At 67.1% G+C, this 22,614-nt stretch carries 23 protein-coding genes; 10 read left to right on the forward strand and 13 right to left on the reverse strand.

What is annotated here, in order from left to right; all coding sequences use genetic code 11:
* Positions 1-136 precede the first annotated feature (136 nt).
* Both ACWDTF_RS03960 and ACWDTF_RS03965 read left to right on the forward strand, forming a co-directional pair.
* Positions 137-1,381, forward strand: coding sequence for an acetoin utilization protein AcuC (locus ACWDTF_RS03960; RefSeq protein ID WP_240856992.1), 1,245 nt, complete (start codon positions 137-139; stop codon positions 1,379-1,381).
* Complete coding sequence (locus ACWDTF_RS03965) at positions 1,374-4,199, forward strand: bifunctional acetate--CoA ligase family protein/GNAT family N-acetyltransferase (RefSeq protein ID WP_240856993.1); 2,826 nt, start codon at positions 1,374-1,376, stop codon at positions 4,197-4,199. Before ACWDTF_RS03960 ends, ACWDTF_RS03965 begins: the two co-directional genes overlap by 8 nt.
* Positions 4,200-4,218: 19 nt before the next feature.
* Here the strand turns inward: ACWDTF_RS03965 and ACWDTF_RS03970 are convergent, their stop codons facing one another.
* Both ACWDTF_RS03970 and ACWDTF_RS03975 read right to left on the reverse strand, forming a co-directional pair.
* The gene (locus tag ACWDTF_RS03970; RefSeq protein WP_276614708.1) at positions 4,219-5,250 is read right to left on the reverse strand and encodes a sigma-70 family RNA polymerase sigma factor; all 1,032 of its coding nucleotides are present in this window, start codon (positions 5,248-5,250) and stop codon (positions 4,219-4,221) included.
* A gap of 166 nt (positions 5,251-5,416) precedes the next feature.
* A complete protein-coding gene (locus tag ACWDTF_RS03975) occupies positions 5,417-5,899 on the reverse strand; it encodes a DUF3099 domain-containing protein (RefSeq protein WP_240856994.1) in 483 nt (160 codons plus the stop codon).
* A 121-nt stretch (positions 5,900-6,020) separates the two neighbouring features.
* Between ACWDTF_RS03975 and ACWDTF_RS03980 the strand changes: the two genes are divergently transcribed.
* Entirely contained in the window at positions 6,021-6,296 is a 276-nt protein-coding gene (locus tag ACWDTF_RS03980; protein WP_355277546.1) for a DUF3039 domain-containing protein, read from the forward strand.
* Between the two features lie 734 nt (positions 6,297-7,030).
* Here ACWDTF_RS03980 and ACWDTF_RS03985 read toward each other — a convergent pair.
* Entirely contained in the window at positions 7,031-8,128 is a 1,098-nt protein-coding gene (locus ACWDTF_RS03985; protein ID WP_240857042.1) for a YihY/virulence factor BrkB family protein, read from the reverse strand.
* A gap of 346 nt (positions 8,129-8,474) precedes the next feature.
* Here ACWDTF_RS03985 and ACWDTF_RS03990 point away from each other — a divergent pair, with 346 nt between their 5' ends.
* Positions 8,475-10,238, forward strand: a complete 1,764-nt coding sequence (locus ACWDTF_RS03990) for a DEAD/DEAH box helicase (RefSeq protein WP_449753983.1) — start codon at positions 8,475-8,477, stop codon at positions 10,236-10,238.
* An 82-nt stretch (positions 10,239-10,320) separates the two neighbouring features.
* Here the strand turns inward: ACWDTF_RS03990 and ACWDTF_RS03995 are convergent, their stop codons facing one another.
* The 5 genes from ACWDTF_RS03995 to ppgK form a co-directional block, all read right to left on the reverse strand.
* Complete coding sequence (locus ACWDTF_RS03995) at positions 10,321-10,527, reverse strand: DUF7455 domain-containing protein (protein WP_240856996.1); 207 nt, start codon at positions 10,525-10,527, stop codon at positions 10,321-10,323.
* Positions 10,528-10,783: 256 nt separating this feature from the next.
* Complete coding sequence (locus ACWDTF_RS04000) at positions 10,784-11,734, reverse strand: sulfite exporter TauE/SafE family protein (RefSeq protein ID WP_240856997.1); 951 nt, start codon at positions 11,732-11,734, stop codon at positions 10,784-10,786.
* A 96-nt stretch (positions 11,735-11,830) separates the two neighbouring features.
* Positions 11,831-11,935, reverse strand: coding sequence for a putative leader peptide (locus ACWDTF_RS04005; protein WP_355277543.1), 105 nt, complete (start codon positions 11,933-11,935; stop codon positions 11,831-11,833).
* A 126-nt stretch (positions 11,936-12,061) separates the two neighbouring features.
* Positions 12,062-13,510, reverse strand: a complete 1,449-nt coding sequence (locus ACWDTF_RS04010) for an RNA polymerase sigma factor (RefSeq protein WP_355277540.1) — start codon at positions 13,508-13,510, stop codon at positions 12,062-12,064.
* A 191-nt stretch (positions 13,511-13,701) separates the two neighbouring features.
* A complete protein-coding gene (gene ppgK, locus ACWDTF_RS04015) occupies positions 13,702-14,505 on the reverse strand; it encodes a polyphosphate--glucose phosphotransferase (protein WP_240856999.1) in 804 nt (267 codons plus the stop codon).
* Positions 14,506-14,649: 144 nt separating this feature from the next.
* On the opposite strand from ppgK, the gene ACWDTF_RS04020 reads away from it, so the two are divergent.
* A complete protein-coding gene (locus ACWDTF_RS04020) occupies positions 14,650-15,555 on the forward strand; it encodes an inositol monophosphatase family protein (protein ID WP_240857000.1) in 906 nt (301 codons plus the stop codon).
* Between the two features lie 43 nt (positions 15,556-15,598).
* Here ACWDTF_RS04020 and cei read toward each other — a convergent pair whose 3' ends face one another.
* Positions 15,599-16,309, reverse strand: coding sequence for an envelope integrity protein Cei (gene cei / locus ACWDTF_RS04025; protein ID WP_240857001.1), 711 nt, complete (start codon positions 16,307-16,309; stop codon positions 15,599-15,601).
* A gap of 444 nt (positions 16,310-16,753) precedes the next feature.
* Here cei and ACWDTF_RS04030 point away from each other — a divergent pair, with 444 nt between their 5' ends.
* Positions 16,754-17,053, forward strand: coding sequence for a DUF4193 domain-containing protein (locus ACWDTF_RS04030; RefSeq protein WP_240857002.1), 300 nt, complete (start codon positions 16,754-16,756; stop codon positions 17,051-17,053).
* Positions 17,054-17,124: 71 nt separating this feature from the next.
* On the opposite strand, the gene ACWDTF_RS04035 is transcribed toward ACWDTF_RS04030, so the two are convergent.
* Positions 17,125-17,658 carry a DUF3093 domain-containing protein gene (locus tag ACWDTF_RS04035; protein ID WP_374246669.1) on the reverse strand — a complete coding sequence of 178 codons (534 nt, stop codon included), beginning with the start codon at positions 17,656-17,658 and terminating at the stop codon, positions 17,125-17,127.
* Between the two features lie 22 nt (positions 17,659-17,680).
* On the opposite strand from ACWDTF_RS04035, the gene dut reads away from it, so the two are divergent.
* Together dut and ACWDTF_RS04045 are read left to right on the forward strand one after the other, a co-directional pair.
* Complete coding sequence (gene dut / locus ACWDTF_RS04040; protein WP_240857003.1) at positions 17,681-18,184, forward strand: dUTP diphosphatase; 504 nt, start codon at positions 17,681-17,683, stop codon at positions 18,182-18,184.
* A 141-nt stretch (positions 18,185-18,325) separates the two neighbouring features.
* Complete coding sequence (locus tag ACWDTF_RS04045; RefSeq protein ID WP_240857004.1) at positions 18,326-19,204, forward strand: DUF3710 domain-containing protein; 879 nt, start codon at positions 18,326-18,328, stop codon at positions 19,202-19,204.
* 3 nt (positions 19,205-19,207) lie between these two features.
* On the opposite strand, the gene ACWDTF_RS04050 is transcribed toward ACWDTF_RS04045, so the two are convergent.
* Positions 19,208-19,936, reverse strand: a complete 729-nt coding sequence (locus tag ACWDTF_RS04050) for an alpha/beta fold hydrolase (RefSeq protein ID WP_240857005.1) — start codon at positions 19,934-19,936, stop codon at positions 19,208-19,210.
* Between the two features lie 123 nt (positions 19,937-20,059).
* Between ACWDTF_RS04050 and ACWDTF_RS04055 the strand changes: the two genes are divergently transcribed.
* Together ACWDTF_RS04055 and ACWDTF_RS04060 are read left to right on the forward strand one after the other, a co-directional pair.
* Complete coding sequence (locus ACWDTF_RS04055; protein WP_240857006.1) at positions 20,060-20,434, forward strand: OB-fold nucleic acid binding domain-containing protein; 375 nt, start codon at positions 20,060-20,062, stop codon at positions 20,432-20,434.
* A complete protein-coding gene (locus tag ACWDTF_RS04060) occupies positions 20,418-21,098 on the forward strand; it encodes a DUF3159 domain-containing protein (RefSeq protein ID WP_240857007.1) in 681 nt (226 codons plus the stop codon). The genes ACWDTF_RS04055 and ACWDTF_RS04060 overlap by 17 nt, the downstream gene beginning before the upstream one ends.
* Before the next feature lie 16 nt (positions 21,099-21,114).
* Here ACWDTF_RS04060 and ACWDTF_RS04065 read toward each other — a convergent pair whose 3' ends face one another.
* Both ACWDTF_RS04065 and ACWDTF_RS04070 read right to left on the reverse strand, forming a co-directional pair.
* Positions 21,115-21,771, reverse strand: a complete 657-nt coding sequence (locus ACWDTF_RS04065) for a potassium channel family protein (RefSeq protein WP_240857008.1) — start codon at positions 21,769-21,771, stop codon at positions 21,115-21,117.
* A gap of 61 nt (positions 21,772-21,832) precedes the next feature.
* Positions 21,833-22,495, reverse strand: a complete 663-nt coding sequence (locus tag ACWDTF_RS04070; protein ID WP_240857009.1) for a potassium channel family protein — start codon at positions 22,493-22,495, stop codon at positions 21,833-21,835.
* Positions 22,496-22,614 lie beyond the last annotated feature (119 nt).

The following is a 22,614-nucleotide window of genomic DNA, read 5'->3' on the forward strand; positions in this document are numbered from 1 at the left end:
CGTCCCCCTCCAGAGTACCTTGACCTGCGGCGCGAACACCTTCGGCCGACCTCGGCAAGGCGTGTCCGCCGGACTGGTACCGCAGCGTCGAGACATGGCACTAGCCTTGAGGCGTGGCCGATCGAGCGAGTGCGCAATGAGTGCGACCGTCATCTGGAGTGAGGACTTCTTGTCCTACCGATGGGCAGATACCCACCCGATGAATCCGGTGCGGCTCGCGCTCACCATGACCCTCGCGGGCAGCCTCGGTGTTCTCGACGGCGTCGAGCCCGCTCCGCCGCTGTCCATCGACGACGACGTGCTGAAGGTGGTGCACACCTCCGACTACATCGATGCGGTGCGCGCTGTCGGGTCGGGAACGGCGTCGCTGTCGGGACCTCTGCTCGAGCGCCTGTTCGGCCTGGGTGACGCGGACAACCCGGTGTTCGACGGCATGCACGAGGCGGCCCGACTCCTCGTCGGCGGCACCTTGGCAGCGGCGCAGGCGGTGGCGTCCGGCTCGGTGAACCGGGCGGTCAACATCGGCGGCGGCATGCACCATGCGATGCGTTCGCGGGCAGCCGGGTTCTGCATCTACAACGACTGCGCGGTGGCCATCCACTGGTTGCTGGAGAACGGTTTCGACCGGATCGCCTACATCGACATCGACGCCCACCACGGTGATGGGGTCCAGGCAGCCTTCGTCGACGATCCCCGGGTCATGACGGTGTCGGTGCATCAGCATCCGGCGACGCTGTGGCCCGGTACGGGCTGGCCCACCGAGGTCGGCAACGACGCGGCGGCCGGGTCGGCGGTCAACCTCGCACTCATGCCGGACACGCAGGATCGGCTGTGGCTGCGCGCGTTCCACGCGGTGGTGCCGTCGCTCATCGCCGAGTTCCGGCCGCAGATCCTGATCTCGCAGTGCGGCGTCGACAGCCATCGGGCCGACCCGCTGACCGACCTGTCGCTGACGGTCGACGGACAGCGTGCCGCGATGATCGCGATGCGTGAACTCGCGGACCGGTACTGCGAAGGCCGGTGGGTGGCGGTCGGTGGCGGCGGCTACGGCGTGGTCAACGTGGTTCCACGCAGCTGGACCCACCTGCTCGGGGTGGCACTCGACCGCGATGTCGACGTGACCCGGGAGATTGACGAATCGTGGCGTGCCACAGCCGAACAGGTGGCGAGCAAGGTGTACAGCGACTACTCGCAGCCACCGGTGGGGGTGATGGGCGACGGCGGTGATGTGGCCTTCGCGGCCTGGGACGGGGACACCGGACAGGCACCCCTCGACGGAATCAGCGAGTCCGCCCAACGCCAGGCCGACCGTGCCATCCTCGCCACCCGCCGTGCGGTCTATCCGCTCCACGGACTCGACCCGGAGGATCCTCGTGACTGAGCAGCCCACGACCGTTGCCGATCGTCCGGAGCCGCGTGGGCCTTGGGACTATCCGCGGCATTGGATCGCCGACGTGCTGGCGTCCGACGGTGGGGTCGTGCACCTGCGCCCCATCGTCCCCGACGACGCCGACCGCATCGTCGAATTCCACTCCAAACTGTCCGAACGGACCCGCTACATGCGGTATTTCGGGCCAACGCCGACGCTTCCGCCCCGCGAGGTCGCACGGATGACGACGGTGGATCACCAGAAACGAGTCGCGCTGGTCGCCGTTCTCGGCGGCGAGATCATCGCGGTGGGCCTCTACGAAGGGCTCGCCCTCGACGGCAAGCCGGAATCGGCGGAGGTCGCCTTCGTCGTCGCCGACGAGCATCAGGGTCGCGGTCTCGGCCCGATCTTGTTGGAGCATCTCGCGGGTGCGGCTGCCGAGAACGGCTTCACGCGCTTCGAGGCCGAGGTGCTCAGCGAGAACCCGAACATGGTCGCGGTGTTCCGCGATGCGGGTTACCAACTGTCGCGCAGTTTCGACGGATCGACGGTGCACGTCGAGTTCCTCATCGACCCCACCGAGGCTTTGCTGTCGGTGCGAAACGCGCGGGAACGCGCGTCGGAGGCACGCAGTGTGGCCAACCTGCTGCGTCCGGGTTCGGTTGCGGTGATCGGTGCGTCGACCGACCCCAAGAAAGTCGGAAACGCGCTGCTGTCCAACATCATTGCGGGTGGTTTCACCGGCCCGGTGTTCCCGGTCAACGGGCCCGGACACGGTCCCGACGACCCGACCGCGCACGAGGACGACGCCACCGCCCCAGGCCGATCCGCGCCGGGTCGCTCGGTCCCCGGTCGGCGCACCCGGGAGCGGCCGCCGTCGGTGCGTGGCATCCGGGCCTACGAGACGGTGCGCGACATCCCCGATCCGGTGGACCTGGCGGTGGTGGCGGTACCCGCCGAACGGGTGCCCGACGTGCTCGACGACTGCCTTGTGAAGGGGGTTCGCACGCTCGTGGTGGTGTCGTCGGGATTCGGCGACAGCGGGGAGGAGGGCCTGCTCAGCGAACACCGACTGGTGGAACAGGTGCGCGAACACGGCATGCGTCTGGTGGGTCCGAACGCGCTCGGGGTGGCCAACAACGATCCGGCTGTCGCGCTGAATGCGACTCTCGCCCCACGCATTCCCGCTGCCGGTCGCGTCGGGTTCTTCTGCCAGTCCGGCGCCCTCGGCATCGCGATCCTCGACACCGCGGCCCGCAGGCAGATCGGGCTGTCGACCTTTGTCTCGGCGGGCAATCGCGCCGACGTCTCCGGCAACGACCTGCTGCAGTACTGGGACACCGACACGGCCACCGACGTCGTGCTGCTGTATCTGGAGAGTTTCGGTAATCCGCGCAAGTTCTCCCGGATCGCTCGTCGGGTGTCGCGGTCCAAGCCGATCGTCGCGGTGAAGTCGGGCAAAGGGGCGATGACCCCGGTGCGCGCCGCGCGGTCGGGGGGTGCGAGCCTCGACGATCAGATCGCGCGGATGGTCCTCGAACAGGCCGGTGTGATCCAGGTCGACACGATCCCCGAATTGTTCGACTGTGCCACGACATTCGCGTTTCAGCCGTTGCCCCGCGGTCCGCGGGTGCGCATCATCGGCAACTCGTCGGTGCTGGGCAGCCTCGCTGCCGACACCGCCCGCGGCGGTGGGCTCGAGGTTCTCGATGCGATCGATCTCGGGGCCGGCGCGTCCGAGGAGCAGTTCGAGTCGGCGGTTGCCGAGGCGATGGCCGACCCGGGCGTCGATGCGATCCTCGTCGTGTTCGTCCCGCCGGTGGCGGTCGACGCCGACTGGCATGCCCGTGCCCTCATGGCGGCGGCGAACACTCCCGACGCCGACGGCAAGAAGCCGATCGTGACAACCTTTCTCGCGGTCGACGGCATCCCGCCCGGACTCAAGAAGCCCGGCGCCAACGGGCTACCCGATCGTGGGTCGATCCCGTCGTACGCCAGTCCCGAGCGTGCCGCGTCGGCCCTCGCGCGGGCCTGGCAGTACGCCCGATGGCGGCAACGTCCGGAAGCGGTGGTCGCGCGTCCCGACGGCACCGACCCCGAGGCCGCCCGGATGTTCGTGCGCGAGGCATTGGCCGACGTCGCAGTCGACACCGACCAGGGCATGGTTCTCGATCATCTGGCCAGCGCACAGGTGCTCGGGTGGTACGGGATCTCCGTTGTCCCGTTCCGGGAGGTGAGCACCCTGCACGAGGCGTCGGCCGCGGCTCGCGAGCTCGGCTTCCCGGTGGCCGTGAAGGCAACCTCGGCGGCGTGGCGTGGCCGTCTGGACCGGGAGGGCGCGCGTCTGGATCTGCCCGACGCCACCGCCGTCGTGACGGCGTTCGCCGAATTGAGCGGTCTCACCGGCGACGACGTGCTGCATGTGCAGAAAATGGCACCCAAGGGGGTCGGCACGGTCATCCGGGTGCGCGACGACCCATCGTTCGGATCGCTGGTGTCGTTCGGGCTGTCGGGCCGCACCTTCGAGCTGCTCGGCGACCACGGCTACCGTGCCGTCCCGTTGTCAGAACTCGATGCCGCCGAACTGATCGACGAGCCGCGTTCGGCACCGTTGCTGTCGGGCTACGGCGGAGAGGCGGCCGTGGACAAAGCCGCGTTGATCGACACGCTGTTGCGGATCTCCACGCTCGTCGACGACATTCCCGAGGTGCGCGAGGTGCTGTGCGATCCGATCCTCGCCTCGCCGGAGGGGGCGGCGGTGCTCACCGCGCAGATACGGATCGGTCCGGTGCCCACACGTGCGGACACCGGACCGAGAAGATTGGGTTAGGGGAGATTGGGCGCAGATCTCAGCTCGCGTAGGCGCGCAACCGCTCGGCGCGGTCGCCCTGGCGGAGCTTGCCCATGACCTCACGCTCGATCTGACGGACCCGCTCGCGGGACAGCCCGAACATGCGGCCGATCTGGTCGAGGGTGCGCGGCTGACCGTCGTCGAGGCCGTAGCGCATCCGGATGACCTGCTGCTCACGCTCGTCGAGGGTGGCCAGCACGGCGCGGACGTCGGTGTGCATGAGCCCGGCGATGACGGCGCTCTCGGCCGAGGTGGCCTCCGCGTCCTCGATGAAGTCGCCCAGTGGGGCTTCTTCGTCGCTGCCGACCGGCATGTCGAGGCTCACCGGGTCGCGGCTGTGGTCGAGGAGATCGGCGATCTTCTCCGCCGGGATACCGGACTCGTTGGCGAGTTCCTCGTCGGTTGCCTCACGGCCCAGTTGCTGATGGAGCTCACGCTTGATGCGGGCCAGCTTGTTGACCTGCTCGACGAGGTGGACGGGGAGCCGGATGGTGCGTGACTGGTCGGCCATGCCGCGGGTGATGGCCTGGCGAATCCACCAGGTCGCATACGTGGAGAACTTGAATCCCTTTGCGTAGTCGAACTTCTCCATTGCGCGGATCAGTCCCAGGTTGCCTTCCTGGATGAGATCGAGCAGGGGCATGCCACGGCCGGTGTAGCGCTTGGCGAGCGATACCACCAGGCGGAGGTTGGCTTCCAGCAGATGAGCGCGGGCAGCCTCACCCTCGCGGATGATCTGAGCGAGATCACGCTTCTTGGTCGCCGACAGCCGCTTGCGATTCGCGAGGACATGCTTTGCGTACAGGCCCACCTCGATCTGCTTCGCGAGTTCGACCTCTTGCTCGGCGTTGAGCAGCGCAGTGCGCCCGATGCCGTTGAGGTAGACGCGGACGAGGTCGGCGGCGGGCGACTGAGCGTCGAGATCCTGCTCGGTCATCGCCGGGCGGGTGCGCGTGGCGGCAGGGTCTGCGCCGACAGCGCTGGTGAATCCAGTGGTCGTGGTTGAACGTGCAACTGTCGAGCGTGACATGCGGCCTCCTGAATTGAGTGCGTTCACAGAGTGCAACGCGTCGAGCATCGGGAAAGTTCCCGGCTACTCGAGCGTCGTTGGCGGCCGTTGCGTATCTGACCTGGGCAAACTGGTGTTGTCGCGCCGCCAGGTCTGAGAAGTTGCTGAGATGTGCGCTCGGGTGGGATCAGGAGTCGGGGTCGACGGTGTGGGAGTCGATGGTCCGCGAGTCGATGGTCCGCGAGTCCGGGCCGGGTTTCGGTGCCGCGGTCGTCGTGGTGTCCGCCGAATCTGAGTCGACGGCGGATGAATGCAGTTCGGCCGGTCCGATCACCGAGTGGTCGGCACCGTGCAGATAGTGCGGCACGGCGCCGCGTTTGCGGGGTGGCCGGTCGTTGGCGACGAGGACGGCGACCCAGGGCAGCGGAATGGACAGGGCAACGATGCCGAGCGCCAGCAGACCGTTCCCGGTGGCGCTGTAGACGATGCCGGCGATCACCAGAGCGGGCACTCGAAATGCCATCAACGTCAGGTACTTCCGGACCCGGGCCCGGTGCTGGGCCTCGTAGGACTCCGCGGCGTCGGTGATCAGGAACGTCTCGGAGGTCACGCCGCTGCCGCGCCCGTCATCAAATGGTGCACGACCGCCCTGCGCCGTCGACTCACCCATGAATTCCCTTCGCGCCACCGGCCACCGAAACGTGCCGAACCCCCCTTCCACCATCCCACTTTCGGCACGTGAATGCACCATCGGGTCGTCGTGCACAACCGCCACAGCGCACAATGGACGGATGGGAACCGAAACCATCGAACGACCGGACCTCGATGAGTGGTCCGACACCAAGACCGACGAGCGTCCCGACGCCGACGCCACAGATTCCGGCGACGACGACCGGCCGAAGTTCTTCCACTACGTGAAGAAGGAAAAGATCGCCGAGAGTGCGGTGATGGGCACCTACGTCGTCGCGCTTTGCGGGGAGACCTTCCCCGTCACCCGGTCGGCCAAACCGGGGTCACCGGTGTGTCCCAAGTGCAAGAAGATCTACGCACGCATGCGTAAGAGCTGATCCGAAGAGTTCAGTGACCAGCGTCGTGACCTGGGGAAACACGATACTGTCGTGCCCGCAAAATCTCGGGGAAGAAGTTTCTTCCCCGAGGTTCACAGTCGTCCCCTACAAATTTCTGGGGGAAGACACCAAGGGTCGGGGACGAAGTTTCTTCCCCGACTTTTTGTGGGCGCATGTTCCTGGCGTCGCCGTCGGCGGAACGCGGCGACCGGCAATCGGTGACTGAGATCGGGCCCGTCAGCGTCCGCTTCCGGGATATACCCGGAGGACCACCGTCAGGGGCCCGATCCTGGCCACCGGCCCAACCTCCAACCCTCCCCGCCTCCACGATCGTCGGCAACAACGACGGGGAAACGCTGATCCGGAGAGTTCGGCGACCCACTCTCTGACCTGGGGTTACGTGGCGTCGGGGCCGGGAAGACCGCGCGTCGACAGGGACCTCGTTTCTGGTCAGAGACCTTCGGAACTGCCGACGGTCCCTGACCACAAGTGAGGTCTCTGTGATGGGTGGTCCGTGACGGCCGCTTCGCCGACCCGAGGCGCGTCGTCGGCGTGTCGTGGTTTCAGAAACCGCGTGTCTGGTCAGAAACCCGAGGCGCACCAGCGGTTTCTGGCCACATCAGCGGTTCCTGGCGACCAATGCGGTTTCTGCGACGAGGCCGCGCTCTTCCCGCCTCCATGATCGTCGGCAACGCCGACGGTGAGTCGCTGACTCGACTAGTTCGGATTGGCGTTCACCGATCAGACGGCGGCCGTGATCGCCGGATCGGGCCCGAGGACAACCGATCCGGCAGATTGCGGAGCTGTCCGGTGATGTCGGAGGTCTGCGAATTGACCCACTCGCGAACCTGCGTCGTGGTGGACGCCTTCGCCGGCCACAGGGCCTGTACCGCGGCGTTGAACTCTGCGCCTAGCACGATCGCGAACCCGAGGAAGAACGTGAACAGCAGGAACGCGATGGGTGTGGCGAGTGCGCCGTAGGAGTAACCGGCGCGCGTGACCGCAGTCAGGTAGATGCGCAGGATGAAGCTGGCGATCCAGAACACCATGCCGGCGAGGACCGCTCCGCCGACGAGCCGGTGCCACGGCAGCGGATGGGGCAACGCCAGATGGTAGAGCGTCGTCAGCACCAGCAGCAGCAGAGCGGCGACGAACGGGAAGTACCCGTAGTCGATGAGCGTGGTGATGATCGGGTCCCACGAGTCGGGCACGATGTCGTGTAGATAGTTCGGTCCGAGGGCGACGAGCGGGAGCAGCAACACCGCCACGCAGAGGAAGCCGACGTAGAGCAGTAGCGCGAAGATTCGCTGCCACACGGGGTTTCGGACTTCGTGCTGGTCGTGGGCGTGCACGATCGACGCGATGAAACACGACACGGCCGACGACCCCGCCCACAGTGACAGGATGAAGCCGAGGGACACCACACCGACGCGCCCGCGGTTGAGGACGTTGTCGACGGTCGGGGTGATCAGGTCGCTGACGACGCTGTCGGAGAACGTGCGGTTGGCGAAAGCGATGATCCGGTCGTAGACGACGTCGACGGTGTCGGGACCGAACCACCCGGCGACGTAGCCGACGCTGCCCAGCAAGCCGAGGAGCAACGGCGGCAAGGACAGCGCCTGCCAGAAGGCTGCCTGGGCCGACCATCCGACGATGCCGTGGTCCCAGGCGTTCACGGTCGTGCGCCACGCCAGCACATGCAGGTTGCGGAACACGGGCCGCCGCTGCCCGGAGTCGGGGTTGTCGTCGAAGGGGTGATCGTGTCCCGGCCGCCGGGGCGCCCGGATGGGTTCTGTGGGGGCCGTGGGATCGCCGGCCGGCTCCGACGGTATCGACTCCGGCAAAGCCGACTCGCCCGGCGACGGTTCGTCGTCGGCGAGGGGGGCGGGGTTTCGATTTCTGCCGGCTATTCCCTCAGCATTCCTGATCGCGGCGGCAAATGGGTATTCCGCTGACCTGCGGTGCGTCGGATCATGACCGCCCGGGTGACCGGTATCGCCCCCGTGGAACGTGTCGCGGTGCGCGACGGCACGCCGCGCAGCGGTAGCATTGGCCCGTCCCCTTGGCATGTGTGACACCCACACTGAGGGGTCGTTTTGTGCCTCCCACCAGGGATGACCAGTCATCGTTGCTGGTCGGCACGGTGACGTTTCACTTGCAGTCAGGAGCAGCACACCGGTGACCTCTGCCGATCCGTCTGTCGCGAACCCCACACTGGCCGGGGACGCCGCGGCACCGTCCGCGGTGCCCGCTTCGTCGATGCCGCTGCGCGCCTGGCAGCGTCGCGCGCTGACCAAGTATCTGACGAAGCGTCCGCGCGACTTCCTCGCGGTCGCGACCCCGGGCGCGGGCAAGACCACCTTCGGCCTGCGCATCGCTCGCGAACTGCTCGACGACCGCACGGTCGATCAGGTCACCGTGGTCGCACCCACCGAGCACCTCAAGCACCAGTGGAGTGAGGCGGCGGCGCGAGTCGGCATCGCCCTGGATTCACGGTTCAGCAACTCCGCCGGACAGACGAGTAGCGACTATCACGGTGTCGTGGTGACCTACGCGCAGATCGCGGCTCACCCCGCGCGACACCGCGTTCGGACCGAGAACCGGCGGACGCTGGTGATCCTCGACGAGATTCACCACGGCGGCGACGCGAAGTCGTGGGGTGAGGCGATCCGGGAGGCCTTCTCCGACGCGACCCGCAGGCTGGCGCTGACCGGGACACCCTTCCGGTCCGACGACTCGCCGATCCCGTTCGTCACCTACGAGCCGGAACCCGGGGGCGTGCAGCGCTCACGCGCCGATCACACCTACGGCTACGCCGACGCGCTCGCCGACGGCGTGGTGCGTCCGGTGGTCTTCCTGGCGTATTCCGGTCAGGCCAGCTGGCGAACGAGTGCGGGTGAGGAGTTCACCGCCCGCCTCGGCGAGCCGCTGTCCGCCGAGCACACGGCGCGCGCGTGGCGCACGGCCCTCGATGCACACGGCGACTGGATTCCGGCGGTCCTGACCGCTGCACACACCAGGCTGGGGCAGCTGCGCGCCGGTGGTGTGCCCGACGCGGGCGGACTGGTGATCGCCACCGATCAGACCTCGGCGCGTGACTACGCCGAACTGCTGGCGTCCATCACCGGCAAGAAGCCGACCGTGGTGCTGTCCGACGACCCGAAGTCGTCGTCGCGCATCGCGGAGTTCGCCGCGTCGGACGACGAGTGGATGGTCGCGGTCCGCATGGTGTCGGAGGGTGTGGACGTGCCGCGGCTGGCGGTCGGGGTCTATGCGACGAGTGCGTCGACACCGCTGTATTTCGCGCAGGCGATCGGCCGATTCGTCCGGTCTCGTCGGCCGGGGGAGACGGCCAGCGTGTTTCTGCCGTCGGTGCCGGTGCTCCTCGACCTCGCGAGCCAGATGGAAGCCGAACGCGACCACGTGCTCGGCAAACCGCACCGCGACAGCGACGGCCTCGATGACGCGTTGCTGACCGATGCGAACAAGCAGAAGGACGAGCCCGGCGAGGAGGAGAAGGGCTTTCAGTCGCTGCATGCCGACGCCGAACTCGACCAGGTGATCTTCGACGGTTCGTCGTTCGGGACCGCCACCTTCGCGGGTTCCGACGAGGAGTCGGACTACCTCGGATTGCCCGGCCTGCTCGATGCGGACCAGGTCCGCGCACTACTGCGGCGCAGGCAGGACGAACAGGTGACGGCACGGTCGGCCGCGGTGCCGGATGTCGGGGCGGCCGCAACCGCGCCGCGGAGCACGGGGGAGAACCTGCATGCGCTCCGAAAAGAACTGAACAGTCTGGTCGCCATGCACCACCACAGGACGGGGAAGCCGCACGGCATGGTGCACAACGAACTCCGCACCAAACTCGGCGGTCCGCCGACAGCGATGGCGAGCGCGGATCAGCTTCGGGAACGGATCAACGCGCTGCGTGAGTGGCGCTGAGCAGAGTCCGTCGACACCCGACACGATTCAGGCCCGGCCGGAAGAACCGGCCGGGCCTGAATCAGGTCTGAGGTTTGCTGGGTCAGACGAGTTCGCCCGCGGACTCCACGACGGTCGCGCTCAGCTCGACGAGTCGGGCCTCGTGCTCGTTGAAGTGATGACGGCAGAAGAGAAGCTCGCCCCCCTTGGGGAGGACGGCGCGTACCTTTGCCGCGGCGCCGCAGCGATCGCAGCGGTCGGCGGCAGTGAGCGACATGGAGATCGGGGTTGTGGTGGCAATGTCATTCATGATTCCTCCGTCCCGGTCCGGCGCCTGTCGGTCGCCTTCCCTTCGTGAGCCGACACATCCGGGCGATGCGTCAACCTCACTCTGTCAGACGCTTGGGGGTTTCGTATTGTTCCGCAGGGCGGGTCGGTGTGTCGTCACTCACCGTTAACACCGCGAACATCGTCGGCAACACCGGTAAAAGACGACGTTACGCAGGGTGCGACCGGGGTCACAGTTTCGGGAGTGATCGTTGCGCGCAGGTGGATCGCAACGCCCGTCATGCGGTTGGGGACGCGGCGCCCACCGACTCCTCGGACTCGCGCTGCTCCCGCAACTCCGACACCGCATCCGAGGATTCGTTCTCGCGGTCACGCAGGTACTCGCGCAGCGAGTAGGCGAACGCTGCCGCCCACGCAACGGCGATGACCAGGTAGAACGCCGTACGCACCGATGCCGATGCGTCGATGAGATCGCTCTTGAGCAGGCTGCGGGTGTTGGTGAGCACGATGAGACCGCCCACCGACGAACCGAGCAGACGCGGAGGCACGTGCCGGACCAGCCAGGCCGCGATCGGGGCGGCCAGAACACCACCGATGAGGATTGCCCCGACCCACGCGAAGTTGATGCCCTGCGAGCCCAGGCTGAACAGGAATCCGAGGCTCGCAGCGAGCGCGATGATGAATTCGCTGGTGTCGATCGAACCAATGACCTTCCGGGGCTCCAGACGTCCACTCGCCAGGATCGCGGGCGTGCCGACCGGTCCCCAGCCACCGCCGCCGGTGGCGTCGACGAAGCCGGCGACAAAGCCGAGTGGACCCAGGAAACGCTTGCGCAGCGGCTTGCCGAGGTTGTGGCGCGGAATGCCCTGGAAGGTGAAGCGAAGCAGGATGTAGAGACCAAGGGCCAGCAGGATCGCGGCCATCACGGGAGCGGCCGCCTCGGTGGACAGCTTCGACAGGATCGTCGCGCCGAGGAAAGCGCCGATGGCACCCGGGATCGCGATCCGGCGGACCACGCGCCAGTCGACGTTGCCGAACTTCCAGTGCGAGACACCCGAGACCAGGGTGGTGCCGATCTCCGCGAGGTGCACGGTGGCCGACGCGGCGGCCGGGTTGGTCCCGATCGCCAAGAGCAGTGTGGTGGTCGTGACGCCGTAGGCCATGCCGAGGCTGCCGTCGACGAGTTGGGCGGCGAATCCGACCAGGGCAATGAGAACGATGGTTGGCATGTGCAGGGTGCTTTCGATGCAGGCGCGCCGTGGAGATCACGAGGTGGGCGCGGGGAAACGAATCGGGGGCTTCGTTGCGCATTGATGCGCGGGCCGCTACCTACACAGCATCGAGGCAACCCGGAGCAGGTCGACCGCCCTTCTGGTGACCAGCATCGGGGTAGACGGCAGCACGACCGCCTGCCTCAGAGAATCCGACATTCCGACATCGTACGAACGCGCGACACCAATCCCCGCATTCAGACGTCCGTCGGAATCGCCGTGAACGCAAGGTTGACAAGACCACCCGAAGATGGGTTGCCAGACGTGGCGTGAGAGGGAGCTCGACTAGTCGAGGTAGTCGCGCAGCACCTGCGAACGCGACGGATGGCGCAGCTTCGACATCGTCTTGGACTCGATCTGCCGGATACGTTCGCGCGTGACGCCGTACACCTGCCCGATCTCATCCAGCGTGCGCGGCTGACCGTCGGTCAGGCCGAACCGCAGCCGGACCACTCCTGCCTCGCGCTCCGACAGCGTCTCGAGCACGGACTGCAGCTGATCCTGCAGCAAGGTGAAACTGACCGCGTCGACTGCGACGACGGCTTCCGAATCCTCGATGAAGTCACCGAGCTGGCTATCGCCCTCGTCGCCGATGGTCTGGTCGAGGGAGATCGGCTCACGCGCGTACTGCTGGATCTCGAGGACCTTCTCGGGCGTGATGTCCATCTCCTTCGCGAGTTCCTCCGGAGTGGGCTCGCGGCCCAGGTCCTGAAGAAGTTCGCGCTGGATACGGCCGAGCTTGTTGATGACCTCGACCATGTGCACCGGGATGCGGATGGTGCGCGCCTGGTCGGCCATCGCGCGGGTGATCGCCTGCCGAATCCACCAGGTGGCGTATGTCGAGAACTTGTAGCCCTTGGTGTAGTCGAACTTCTCGACGGCGCGGATCAGACCCAGGTTGCCTTCCTGGATGAGATCCAGGAAGGCCATGCCGCGGCCGGTGTAGCGCTTGGCGAGGGACACGACCAGACGGAGGTTCGCTTCGAGGAGGTGGTTCTTGGCGCGGTTGCCGTCTCGCGAGATCCAGTTGAGATCGCGCTTCTGGGCGGTGCTGATCTTCTCGCCGGACGCCATGATCCGACGCAGGCGCTCGGTGGCGAACAGGCCGGCCTCGATGCGTTTGGCGAGTTCGACCTCCTCCTCGGCGTTGAGGAGTGCGACCTTGCCGATCTGCTTGAGGTAGGCGCGCACGGAGTCGGCCGAGGCGGTGAGCTCGGCGTCCTTGCGGGCCTGACGCAGTGCCTCGGACTCTTCCTCGTCCCAGACGAAGTCACCTGCCGACTTCTCCGGCACGTCCTTGGCGGCATTGGCCTTGTCGGTGGCGGGAGTGGGCTTCGAGGTGGCGGCCGCCGGCTCTTCGGCGTCGCCCTCCTCCTCGTCGTCGTCCGAGTCGTCGTCGGTGGCGTCGTCCTCGTCATCGACGTCGAGGTCGTCGATCTCGACGTCCTCATCGAGTTCGGCGTCGGGGCCGTCGATGTCGTCGATGGAATCCGGACTGTCATCGGGTTCGGCATCGGTGTCGCCGCCGGCGTCGGGCCCGGCCGCAGCCTTCTTGGCCGCTTTCTTGGCGGGAGCCTTACGCGCGGCCTTCTTGGCGGGGGCCTTGCGGGCTGCCTTCTTGGCCGCCTTCTTGGCCGGGCGCTTGGCGGGTGTCTGCTCGCTCGAGCCGTCGGTGGACGAATCCGTTGTCTCGTCGACCTCGGCGTCCGAGTGAACGGTCTTGGTGGCTGCCACGTACAACCTTTCGAAACTGACTTTTGACGCGTCGCGGCAGCACGGGCCACCGCGGGTGAGGGCTTGGTACTCGGTGCAACATGACCGGTGACGACCATTGTAACGACATCGGGTTCAAGGATGTGTCAAAGGCCAGGTCACACGGCATCGCCGAGGTCGTGCGCAACCGGTGTCGCGCTACGTTTCCCCGGTCAGGTCTTGAGTCCCTGCGACACGGCCATGGCCGCACCGACGATGCCTGCGGTGTTCAGCAGGGTGGCCGGCACCACCGGGGTCGAGTTGGTGAGCAATGGGATCCACTTCGCGGACTTGCGGCTGATACCGCCGCCGGCGATGAACACCTTGGGCCAGAACAGCGCCTCGTAGGCCTCGAGGACTGTGGAGACATGCTCGGTCCATTTCTCATACGACCACCCCTTCTCCTCCTTGATCCGCGACGACGCCTGATGTTCGGCTTCCTTCTTGCCGACGTACATGTGCCCGAGCTCGGTGTTGGGCACCAGCGTGCCGTTGATGAGGATCGCCGAGCCGATGCCGGTGCCGAAGGTCAGCAGCATCACCACACCGTCGACGCCCTTGCCCGCGCCGTATGCGTCCTCGGCCATGCCGGCGGCGTCGGCGTCGTTCAGTACCGACACCTGCCGGCCGCCGAGGTACTCACTGAACAGGGCGTAGACGTCGGTCCCGATCCAGCCCTTGTCGATGTTGGCCGCAGTGCGCATGACACCTTCGGTGATCACGCCCGGCAGGGTGATGCCGACCGGTCCGTCCCAGTCGAAGTGTTCGACGACCTCGGCGACACCGCCGGCGACCGCGTTCGGCGTCGAGGGTTTGGGGGTCAGCACCTTGAACCGTTCGCCGACGAGTTCGCCGGTGTCGAGATCCACCACGCCGCCTTTGATGCCCGAACCGCCGACATCCACTCCGAACCCGAGATTGGTTGAGGTGGTGGCGATATCAGGTTCGGGTGACTCGGTCGGTGCTGACTCGGCCATTACGACGTCCTCTCCGGCGGCGACGAATACAAGTTCAGGCTATCCAGCCGGGGCGCGGATCGCTTGGTTGCCGACGATGCTGCGCCGCCCGCGGTTTCCGCCGGTGCGGTTCCGCGGACCGCCGACCGATTCGCGTGCTGTTCAATGGAGCCTGTGGCGAATGGACCTACCGATCCGCGGTGCACGGACGCATACCCACCAGACGAGGCGCACGACCTCGAGACGATTGCGCGGTCGGTGGCACAAGCTGCCGCCGACCATGTCCGTCTACGCAGGCCAGAATTGTTCGGCCAGACCGATTCCGGCGCCGACAGTTCGGTCGTGTCGACGAAGTCGACCGAAACCGATCCGGTCACCGTGGCCGACACCGAGACCGAGCAACTGGTGCGTGCGTTGCTGCACAAGGCACGCCCGGACGACGAGATCCTCGGTGAGGAGGCGGGCGGAACCGTCGCCGTGCCCTCCGGTGTCCGGTGGGTCGTGGATCCGATCGACGGCACGGTCAACTTCATGTACGGAATTCCTGCGTACGCGGTGTCGGTGGCAGCGCAGATCGACGGGCAGTCGGTCGCGGGAGCGGTCGTCGACGTGGCCCGCGGGCTCACCTACACCGCCGCCCTGGGTCGGGGCGCGCATGTCCACGGTGCCGACGGCAGTCGGTTACGGCTGTCCTGCAACACGATCGACCGGGCCGAACTCGCGCTCGTCGCCACCGGCTTCGGCTACGACGCACACCGCAGGCAGGCGCAGGGCGACATCGTCGCGCGTCTGCTGCCCAGGGTTCGTGACATCAGGAGGATCGGCGCCGCGGCGCTCGATCTCTGCATGGTGGCCAGCGGGGCCGTCGACGCCCACTACGAGCACGGTTTGAGCCCGTGGGATTGGGCCGCCGGATCGCTGATCGCCGCCGAGGCGGGTGCGGTGGTGTCGACTCCACCGCCGGAATCGCGGTCGTCGGAAGGGCATCTGACGGTGGCCATGGCGCCCGGGATCGCCACCGAACTGTCCGAGATCCTCGACGACGTCGGCGCGCGGGCGCGCGTTGTGTGAGCCGGTCACAGGAGCGGTGGCGGGCGGGGCGAAAAACCTCGGGTCAGCAGCCGGCGGAATGGACCGCAGAGAGCAGTGCCGGGTCGACACCGGTCTCGGGCTTCTTCGGGTCGGCCGAGCGCAGGACCTCGAGGGCCGCTTGGGTGTCCTGCGAGAGTTCGGTGTTCTTGTAGTACTCGCCGAGGGCGACGTCGACCGTACTTCCGCGTCGGCCGTCGTCCACGAGTTGCGCGCAGGGGAAGGCCAGCCAGACCGACGCTGCACCAGCGCGTCCGGCCGGACCGAACCGGATCTGCGCGACACAGTTGAGGTCGCGGTTCGGGTAGAGGGCGTCGTCGCCGTACGCTGTGTCGGTTGCCGGACTGAATCCTTGACCGGCCAGGTCGTCGGACACGGTACGTGCAGCGCCGCGCTCGGCGGACGCATTCAATACGCGCACCTGGAAGGTCGACAGTGGTGCCGGTGCCACCTCGAGCATGTCGGTGCGGCTCACGGCGTTCAGATGCGGGGGTGTGGTGGTGGCCGGCGCGGGATTGCCGGCATCCGGGGCCGGGGCCGTCGAGGAAGCCGGAGTCGGCTGATTGCAGTCCGTCGGGGCGCTCTGGTTGTCGCTGTCGGCCAAGGCGGTGGCCCAGACGATCAGGCCCACCACAAGCAGGACCACGACGGTGACGATCGCCGGCACGTAGCGTCGGCGCCGGTAGGCCCGACCGTTCTCGTCGGTCGGGTAGCCGGTCGTAATCTGCGACACCACGGCGGACGGGCTCCTCTCCCGATCGGGGGCCCAGGCCGGTGATGGAGCCGACGTTGGAGTCGGTCCATCGGTCTGGGTCTCGCTCACTGTAGAGGGTGGACGGCGGTGGAGTCCGTAATGGGCACGGTGTGCCACCTCCTCGGTTGCCGATGCCGGGAAGAAACACGCCGCGAAACTCGTTTGCGGTAATTGTTGACCCAAGCAATCCGGTCCACTATTCTTCGGGCGCCTGCTCTCCACGGCCCAGGGGGAGCAAAGGACCAAATGTGATGAAACTCACAGCGGTCTGAACGGTTACGGGTAACGAATTGCACCGGTCATGACGTTGTAGTGACGCCGCCGGCAAGACAATCCCGGCGGGGCTGCGCGCATCCACGGGCTTCTCGGCCACAAGCCGGGCAGCCGAGAGCGCCCTTTGAGACTCTCAACCACGTAAGGCACACAATGGCTACTGATTACGACGCGCCACGACGCACGGAGACCGAGGACCTGAACGAGGACTCGCTCGAGGAACTGAAGGCTCGGCGCAGCGAGGCGCAAGCCGCTGCCGTCGATGTCGACGAGAGTGACACCGCTGAGTCCTTCGAACTGCCCGGTGCAGATCTGTCGGGTGAGGAACTGTCCGTGCGGGTGATCCCCAAGCAGGCAGACGAATTCACTTGTACTAGCTGCTTTCTCGTCTACCACCGCAGCCGGCTGGCGCGGGAGAACGGCACCACGATGATCTGCGTGGACTGCGCCTGACCGGCAGGTGAACAGATCGACTCACCGCATCGACGCGGTGAGTCCGCCGGCACAGTGGGTCCAGCAGCGGCCTATTGTTGCCGGTCGTCCGACTTCTCGGCCGCGGCGTCCGGAATGTCCAGCGCGGCGAGCAACCGGGCGGGATGTCGAGTCGACACCAGCCAATACGGCGTGGGGTCGTCGGGGTCGTCGAGCACGACCAGCACCATCGTCTTCACCCAGAACCGGTGCACCAGATATGCGGCCGGATCGAGCTGCCGCCCGAGTGCGGCGCTCTTCGCGGTCGCCGGAATGCTCGCGCCGCGAGCGATCACCGATCGGGGCAGCCGGGCTCGGTTGGCGTGCAGTTCACCGTCGGCGGTGACACTGATCCGCACCCGCCCCATCGACCACAGCACGGCCGCGCACAACAGCGCCACCACCGGGTAGGCCAGCAAACCCCAGGCGGATTCATGCGCCGCCAACTCGATCTCGTGACCTACGACACCGACGACGACCAGGGCCGCCAGCCACCACCACCAAGGGACGTGGAGACGTTCGTCATACGGCATCAGCCCGCCCTCCGACGGGCCGGTCGCGTTGTCGGGTGAGTGGGGTTCGATCACGCGACCAGCGTAGTCTGCCTGCGTGAGCGCAGAACCCACCCCTCTCGCACCTATTCCGATCCGACGCCTCGACCCTGAGTTGCCACTACCGGTGCGTGCCCATCCGGGCGACGCGGGCGTGGACCTCTATTCCACCATCGACCTCGAATTGCCCGCGGGCCGACGACAACTCGTCGGCACCGGGATCGCGGTCGCGCTTCCGGTGGGCACCGTCGGATTGATCCACCCTCGCTCGGGCCTGGCCGCGCGCGCCGGGCTGTCGATCGTCAACTCGCCGGGCACCATCGACGCCGGCTATCGCGGCGAGATCAAGGTGTGTCTGATCAATCTCGATCCCGAACAGTCGATCTCGATCTCTCGTGGCGATCGGATCGCGCAGCTCGTCGTGCAGCGGGTCGAGTTGCCGGAGTTCATGGAGGTGACCGAACTCGACGACACCAGCCGGGGTGCCGGCGGATACGGCTCGAGCGGTGGCCACGCAGTCTTGCAGGATCCACCGCCTGCCACACCGGAGTCGCGCACCTGAGTCCGATCCGGTGCGCGTTCGGATACTGTGCGTTCATGGTCGACACGACGGGGGTCACGGGGCCGCTGAGGTTTTGGGCGCTGAGGGATTCAACGCCGACGGGCGGGACGCACACCATGGGGGCGGGCACGAGGAGCATCCATGGCCGATGAATCACAGACCGATGCACCACGGATCGGCGAGGCACGCGGTCCCTACGACATCGAGAATCTCGCGACCGATCCCCACGAGCTCGAGAACTCACATCTCGACCTCGGCTCGGTGCTCGTGCCGGTTGTCGAAGGCGGCCAGGTCACCGTGGAGATGTCGGCGGATCATGAACCGCAGTCGGTCTACCTGGTGACCCCGCACGGCCGAATCACGGTGTCGGCCTATGCCGCTCCCAAATCGCCGGGACTCTGGCGCGAGGTGGTCCGGGAACTTGCCGAATCGTTGCGTGACGACGGCGCCCAGGCAAGCATCTCCGACGGCCATTGGGGCCGCGAAGTGGTGGGGGAACTCGACGGCGCGACCCACCGCTTCATCGGCGTCGACGGCCCCCGCTGGATGGTGCGCTGCGTCGCGAGTGGCCCGACGACGTCGGCGTCGGAGATGGCCCAGCTCGCGCGTGCGGTGCTCGCCGAAACCGTCGTCCGACGGGGTACCGAGCCATACCCTCCTCGTGATCCACTGCCCATCACGCTGCCGCCGGTACTCGCCGAGCAGGTTGCGGCAGCGCAGCAGCAGATGATGGAGGAGATGGCTGCCGCAGAAGAAGGGCCTGGCCCGCTCATCGCCCCGTCCGGCCCAGCTGCTGGTTCGGCTGCCCCCGCGTCGGATGCGACAGATGCGGATGCACCGGTTCCCGGTGGCGCGATCGATCAGCTCGCTGCGGCCACCGTCTGGACCGACGCCGGCGAGGATGTCGCCGAGGACGATGACTCCGCGGGTACGGCCGCGGGGCCGGCCGACGACGAGCCGCCGCCGGCCCCGTCGTCGGGTTCGGCCATGCAGCGGTTCCGGCGGCGCGGCCGGCGCTGATCCCTAATCGGCAGTGAGCATCTGCGCGTACGCGCGGGCGCAGCCGTTGCCGAGGATTGCGGGATGCTCACCCCATTCGGTGAGGGTCACCTCGACCAGCCTCGCCCGCGGCGCGGCGGAACACCACCGGCGAGCGACGTCGATGGGATGGACCGGGTCGTCGGTCGCGGCGGTGATCGCCAGCGGGACCTCGAGTGTGGTCAACGCCTCCGCCTCGGGCGCCGTGTAGGCGGCGGCCGCACGCAACTGGGCTTCCAGCCCGCCGGACAGCGCGCGCCACGATCGGGACAGTTCTTCGGCGAGCCAGGTCGGGCTCGAGGCCGCCATGGTGGCGACCGTGGCGTCCAGGCCCGCGGTACGCAGTGATTCGGCAGTGGCCAGCGCGCTGTGGGCGGCCGGTGCCGACGACGGCACCCCACACCACGCGGGCAGCGCACCAAGCACCCCGGCACACTTCTCGGCGCTCGCTTTCAGAGCCCACTCGAGCGCGATCGCGGCCCCGATCGACACCCCGCCCACCAGCAGCCTGCCTGCCGTGGCGCTCAGCTGATCGAGCCTGCGTAGATAGCCTGCCACCAGGTCGTTTTCCGGTTCCAGCGCGATGAGTTCGACGCCGAGCCAGGTGGCCGCGGGGCCGAATGCGCGGCCGATGTGGTCGCCGTCGGATCCGGTGCCGGGGATGGCAACCAGGACTCTCGGCGAGGGCGAAACAAGCCGGTCATTCAGTGGCATGGAATGATCATGCTCCGGCGTTGTCACCAGTAGACGGACAGGTCTACGCTGGCGAGAAATGGAGTCGTTCGCCAGCCCGAAACAGCCAGACTCCACAAGCGAAGAGAAAGCCTGGAGGTTGTGATGCCCACAGCCGGTTACCTGAAGCGACTGACGCGCCGGCTGACCGAGGATCTCGGTGACGCCGACGCGGAGAAGATCGCCGAGGAGTCGCGCGCAACGGGTGCCCAGCGGGCCTCGGAGTGTTGTCGCGGCGACGAGGTGACGATGCACGGTGAGTTGCGATCGGTGGAGACCTGCTCACGTACCGCGAAGGCGGGCGTCAAGGCGGAATTCTTCGACGGCAGCGATGTCGTCACCCTGAAATGGCTGGGACGCAATCGCATTCCCGGTATCGAGCCCGGCCGGAAGCTGACTGTTCGCGGACGTCTGGGACTGCACGAGGGCAACAAGGTGATCTACAACCCGTATTACGAGTTGCATGGCACAGAGGACTGAGTCCTCCGAAAGCCCGTCGGTTCTCGAACAACTCGGCGGTGTGTCCGGACTGATCTATTCGACCGTGCCGGTCGTCGTCTTTGTGCCGGTGAACTCGTTCTTCGGGTTACGCGCTGCGATCATCGCGGCACTGACGACCGCCGTCGCCATCTTCGTGCTGAGGTTGGTGCGCCGGGAGGCGCTCACCCCCGCGGTATCGGGTCTGCTCGGCGTGGCCATCTGTGTGTTCATCGCCCATCGGGTCGGAGATGCCAAGGGCTACTTCTTGTTCGGCATCTGGACGACGCTCGTGTACGCGGTGGTGTTCGTCATCTCCATCGTCGTGCGGTGGCCGCTCGTGGGAGTGGCCTGGCATCTCGTGAACGGACAGGGCACCGGGTGGCGGCGCAGCCGCGCCACATTGCGGGCCTACGACCTGGCAACCGCGGTCTGGGCACTCGTGTTCGTGGCGCGCTACGTGCTGCAGTCGCAGCTCTACGACCACGACCAGACCGGGTGGCTCGCGGTTGCCCGCATCGCCATGGGTTGGCCACTCACGGCAATCGCGGTACTCGCGACCGTGTACCTGGTGCGACGGGCCACCCAGTCCGAACACGGCGAGTCCGAGCAGAAAATCGAGCAGTCTTCCACCGACCGGCTCGGGCCCGAACAGTCCCGCAACTGATCGCTGCAGCAGCGGGTCAGACCTGCATGGCGTCGCGCAGCGCCGGTTCCACGTCGTCGGGCGCGATGAAGATCAACTCGTCGCCGCCTTCGATCGGGTCGTCGGACTGCGGGACGATCACCCGGCCGCCGCGCAGGATCGCGACCAGCGCCGCATCGCGCGGCAGGGTGAGCTTGCGCACGGGTTTACCGGCCAGTGGCGTGTTGGCCGGGAGCGTCAGTTCGACCAGGTTGGCCTGACCCTGTCGAAAGGTCATCAGCCGCACCAGATCACCGACCGAGACGGCCTCCTCGACCAGCGAGGCGAGCAGCCGGGGGGTGGAGACCGCGACGTCCACGCCCCAGTCCTCGTCGAAGAGCCATTCGTTGCGCGGATCATTCACCCGTGCGACGACCCGATTGACCGCGAACTCGGTCTTGGCGAGGAGGCTGACCACCAGGTTGGCCTTGTCGTCGCCGGTCGCGGCGATCATGACGTCGAAGGTGTGCAGATCGGCCTGTTCGAGATTCGACAGCTCGCAGGCGTCGGCCAGGACCCAGGTGGCTCCGGGGACCGCCTTCTCGTCGATATGACCCATCTGACGTTCGAAAAGCGTCACCTCGTGGGCATTGGTGAGCAGCTCTCGGGCGATGGACCGACCGACCGCACCGGCACCGGCGATGGCGACTCTCATGGCTGAACTCCTCGGTCAGAGGTGGTGGGACTGGAAGTGCGGAGCATCTGCGGAGCCTGCCCTAGTCGTGTGTGGCCGGGCCGGATGCGGTCGCCCGGGCATTGTCGAGGTTGTCGAGCAGGCAGGCTGCGAACACCACATCGTCTTGCTGCAGCACGGTTTTCACGTCCGGCAGGACCGGGTGTCCGACCCGGTTGAGGAATGCCACACGTGCGCCGGTCAGTTCCTGGAACTTGCCGACAGTGGTTCCGATCCACGACTCGTGGATGTCGAGTTGGGCCACCGCCAGAGATCCGGAGGGGTCGCGCCACTCCGTGGTCGTGGACGTCTCACCGAGGGCCGAGACGAACCGCTCGGTGGTCCACGGCACGGTCGCAACGGTCGGGATGCCCAGACGCTCGTACACCTCGGCACGTTTCGCGTCGTAGATGCGGGCGACGACACGCTCCACGGCGAAGGTCTCCCGCGCGACGCGGGCCGAGATGATGTTCGAGTTGTCGCCCGAGGACACCGCCGCGAACGCGTCGGCGTTCTCGATGCCCGCGCGTTCGAGGACGTCACGGTCGAAGCCGACGCCGGCGATGGTCACACCTGTGAAATCGGGGCTCAGACGCGAGAAGGCCGACGCATCGCGGTCGATGATCGCGACCTCGTGACCACGTTTCTGCATCGCCATTGCGAGCGCCGAACCGACCCGTCCGCAACCCATGATCACAACCCGCACGACGTTCCTTCCGTCGACCACACGTTCATCGTCCGGCCGAGCTGCATCCAGGCCCGGGCCGACCTTGAACCTACCCGCACACACCATCCTTCGGGTGCCGACCCGGCCCTTGGTGGCCA

It is taken from the genome of Gordonia sp. NPDC003422 (assembly GCF_053588675.1).

Bases quoted from the DNA above. Each gene is read 5' to 3' on its own strand.
- ACWDTF_RS04005 (WP_355277543.1), bottom strand. From the start codon at position 11,935: ATGTCGGATTCTCTGAGGCAGGCGGTCGTGCTGCCGTCTACCCCGATG.
- ACWDTF_RS03970 (WP_276614708.1), bottom strand. From the start codon at position 5,250: ATGTCACGCTCGACAGTTGCACGTTCAACCACGACCACTGGATTCACC.
- ACWDTF_RS04030 (WP_240857002.1), top strand. From the start codon at position 16,754: ATGGCTACTGATTACGACGCGCCACGACGCACGGAGACCGAGGACCTG.
- ACWDTF_RS03975 (WP_240856994.1), bottom strand. From the start codon at position 5,899: ATGGGTGAGTCGACGGCGCAGGGCGGTCGTGCACCATTTGATGACGGG.
- ACWDTF_RS04055 (WP_240857006.1), top strand. From the start codon at position 20,060: ATGCCCACAGCCGGTTACCTGAAGCGACTGACGCGCCGGCTGACCGAG.
- ACWDTF_RS03960 (WP_240856992.1), top strand. From the start codon at position 137: ATGAGTGCGACCGTCATCTGGAGTGAGGACTTCTTGTCCTACCGATGG.
- ACWDTF_RS04065 (WP_240857008.1), bottom strand. From the start codon at position 21,771: ATGAGAGTCGCCATCGCCGGTGCCGGTGCGGTCGGTCGGTCCATCGCC.
- ACWDTF_RS04020 (WP_240857000.1), top strand. From the start codon at position 14,650: ATGGAGCCTGTGGCGAATGGACCTACCGATCCGCGGTGCACGGACGCA.
- ACWDTF_RS03980 (WP_355277546.1), top strand. From the start codon at position 6,021: ATGGGAACCGAAACCATCGAACGACCGGACCTCGATGAGTGGTCCGAC.
- ACWDTF_RS04050 (WP_240857005.1), bottom strand. From the start codon at position 19,936: ATGCCACTGAATGACCGGCTTGTTTCGCCCTCGCCGAGAGTCCTGGTT.
- ppgK (WP_240856999.1), bottom strand. From the start codon at position 14,505: ATGGCCGAGTCAGCACCGACCGAGTCACCCGAACCTGATATCGCCACC.
- ACWDTF_RS04000 (WP_240856997.1), bottom strand. From the start codon at position 11,734: ATGCCAACCATCGTTCTCATTGCCCTGGTCGGATTCGCCGCCCAACTC.
- ACWDTF_RS03995 (WP_240856996.1), bottom strand. From the start codon at position 10,527: ATGAATGACATTGCCACCACAACCCCGATCTCCATGTCGCTCACTGCC.
- ACWDTF_RS04060 (WP_240857007.1), top strand. From the start codon at position 20,418: ATGGCACAGAGGACTGAGTCCTCCGAAAGCCCGTCGGTTCTCGAACAA.
- ACWDTF_RS04045 (WP_240857004.1), top strand. From the start codon at position 18,326: ATGGCCGATGAATCACAGACCGATGCACCACGGATCGGCGAGGCACGC.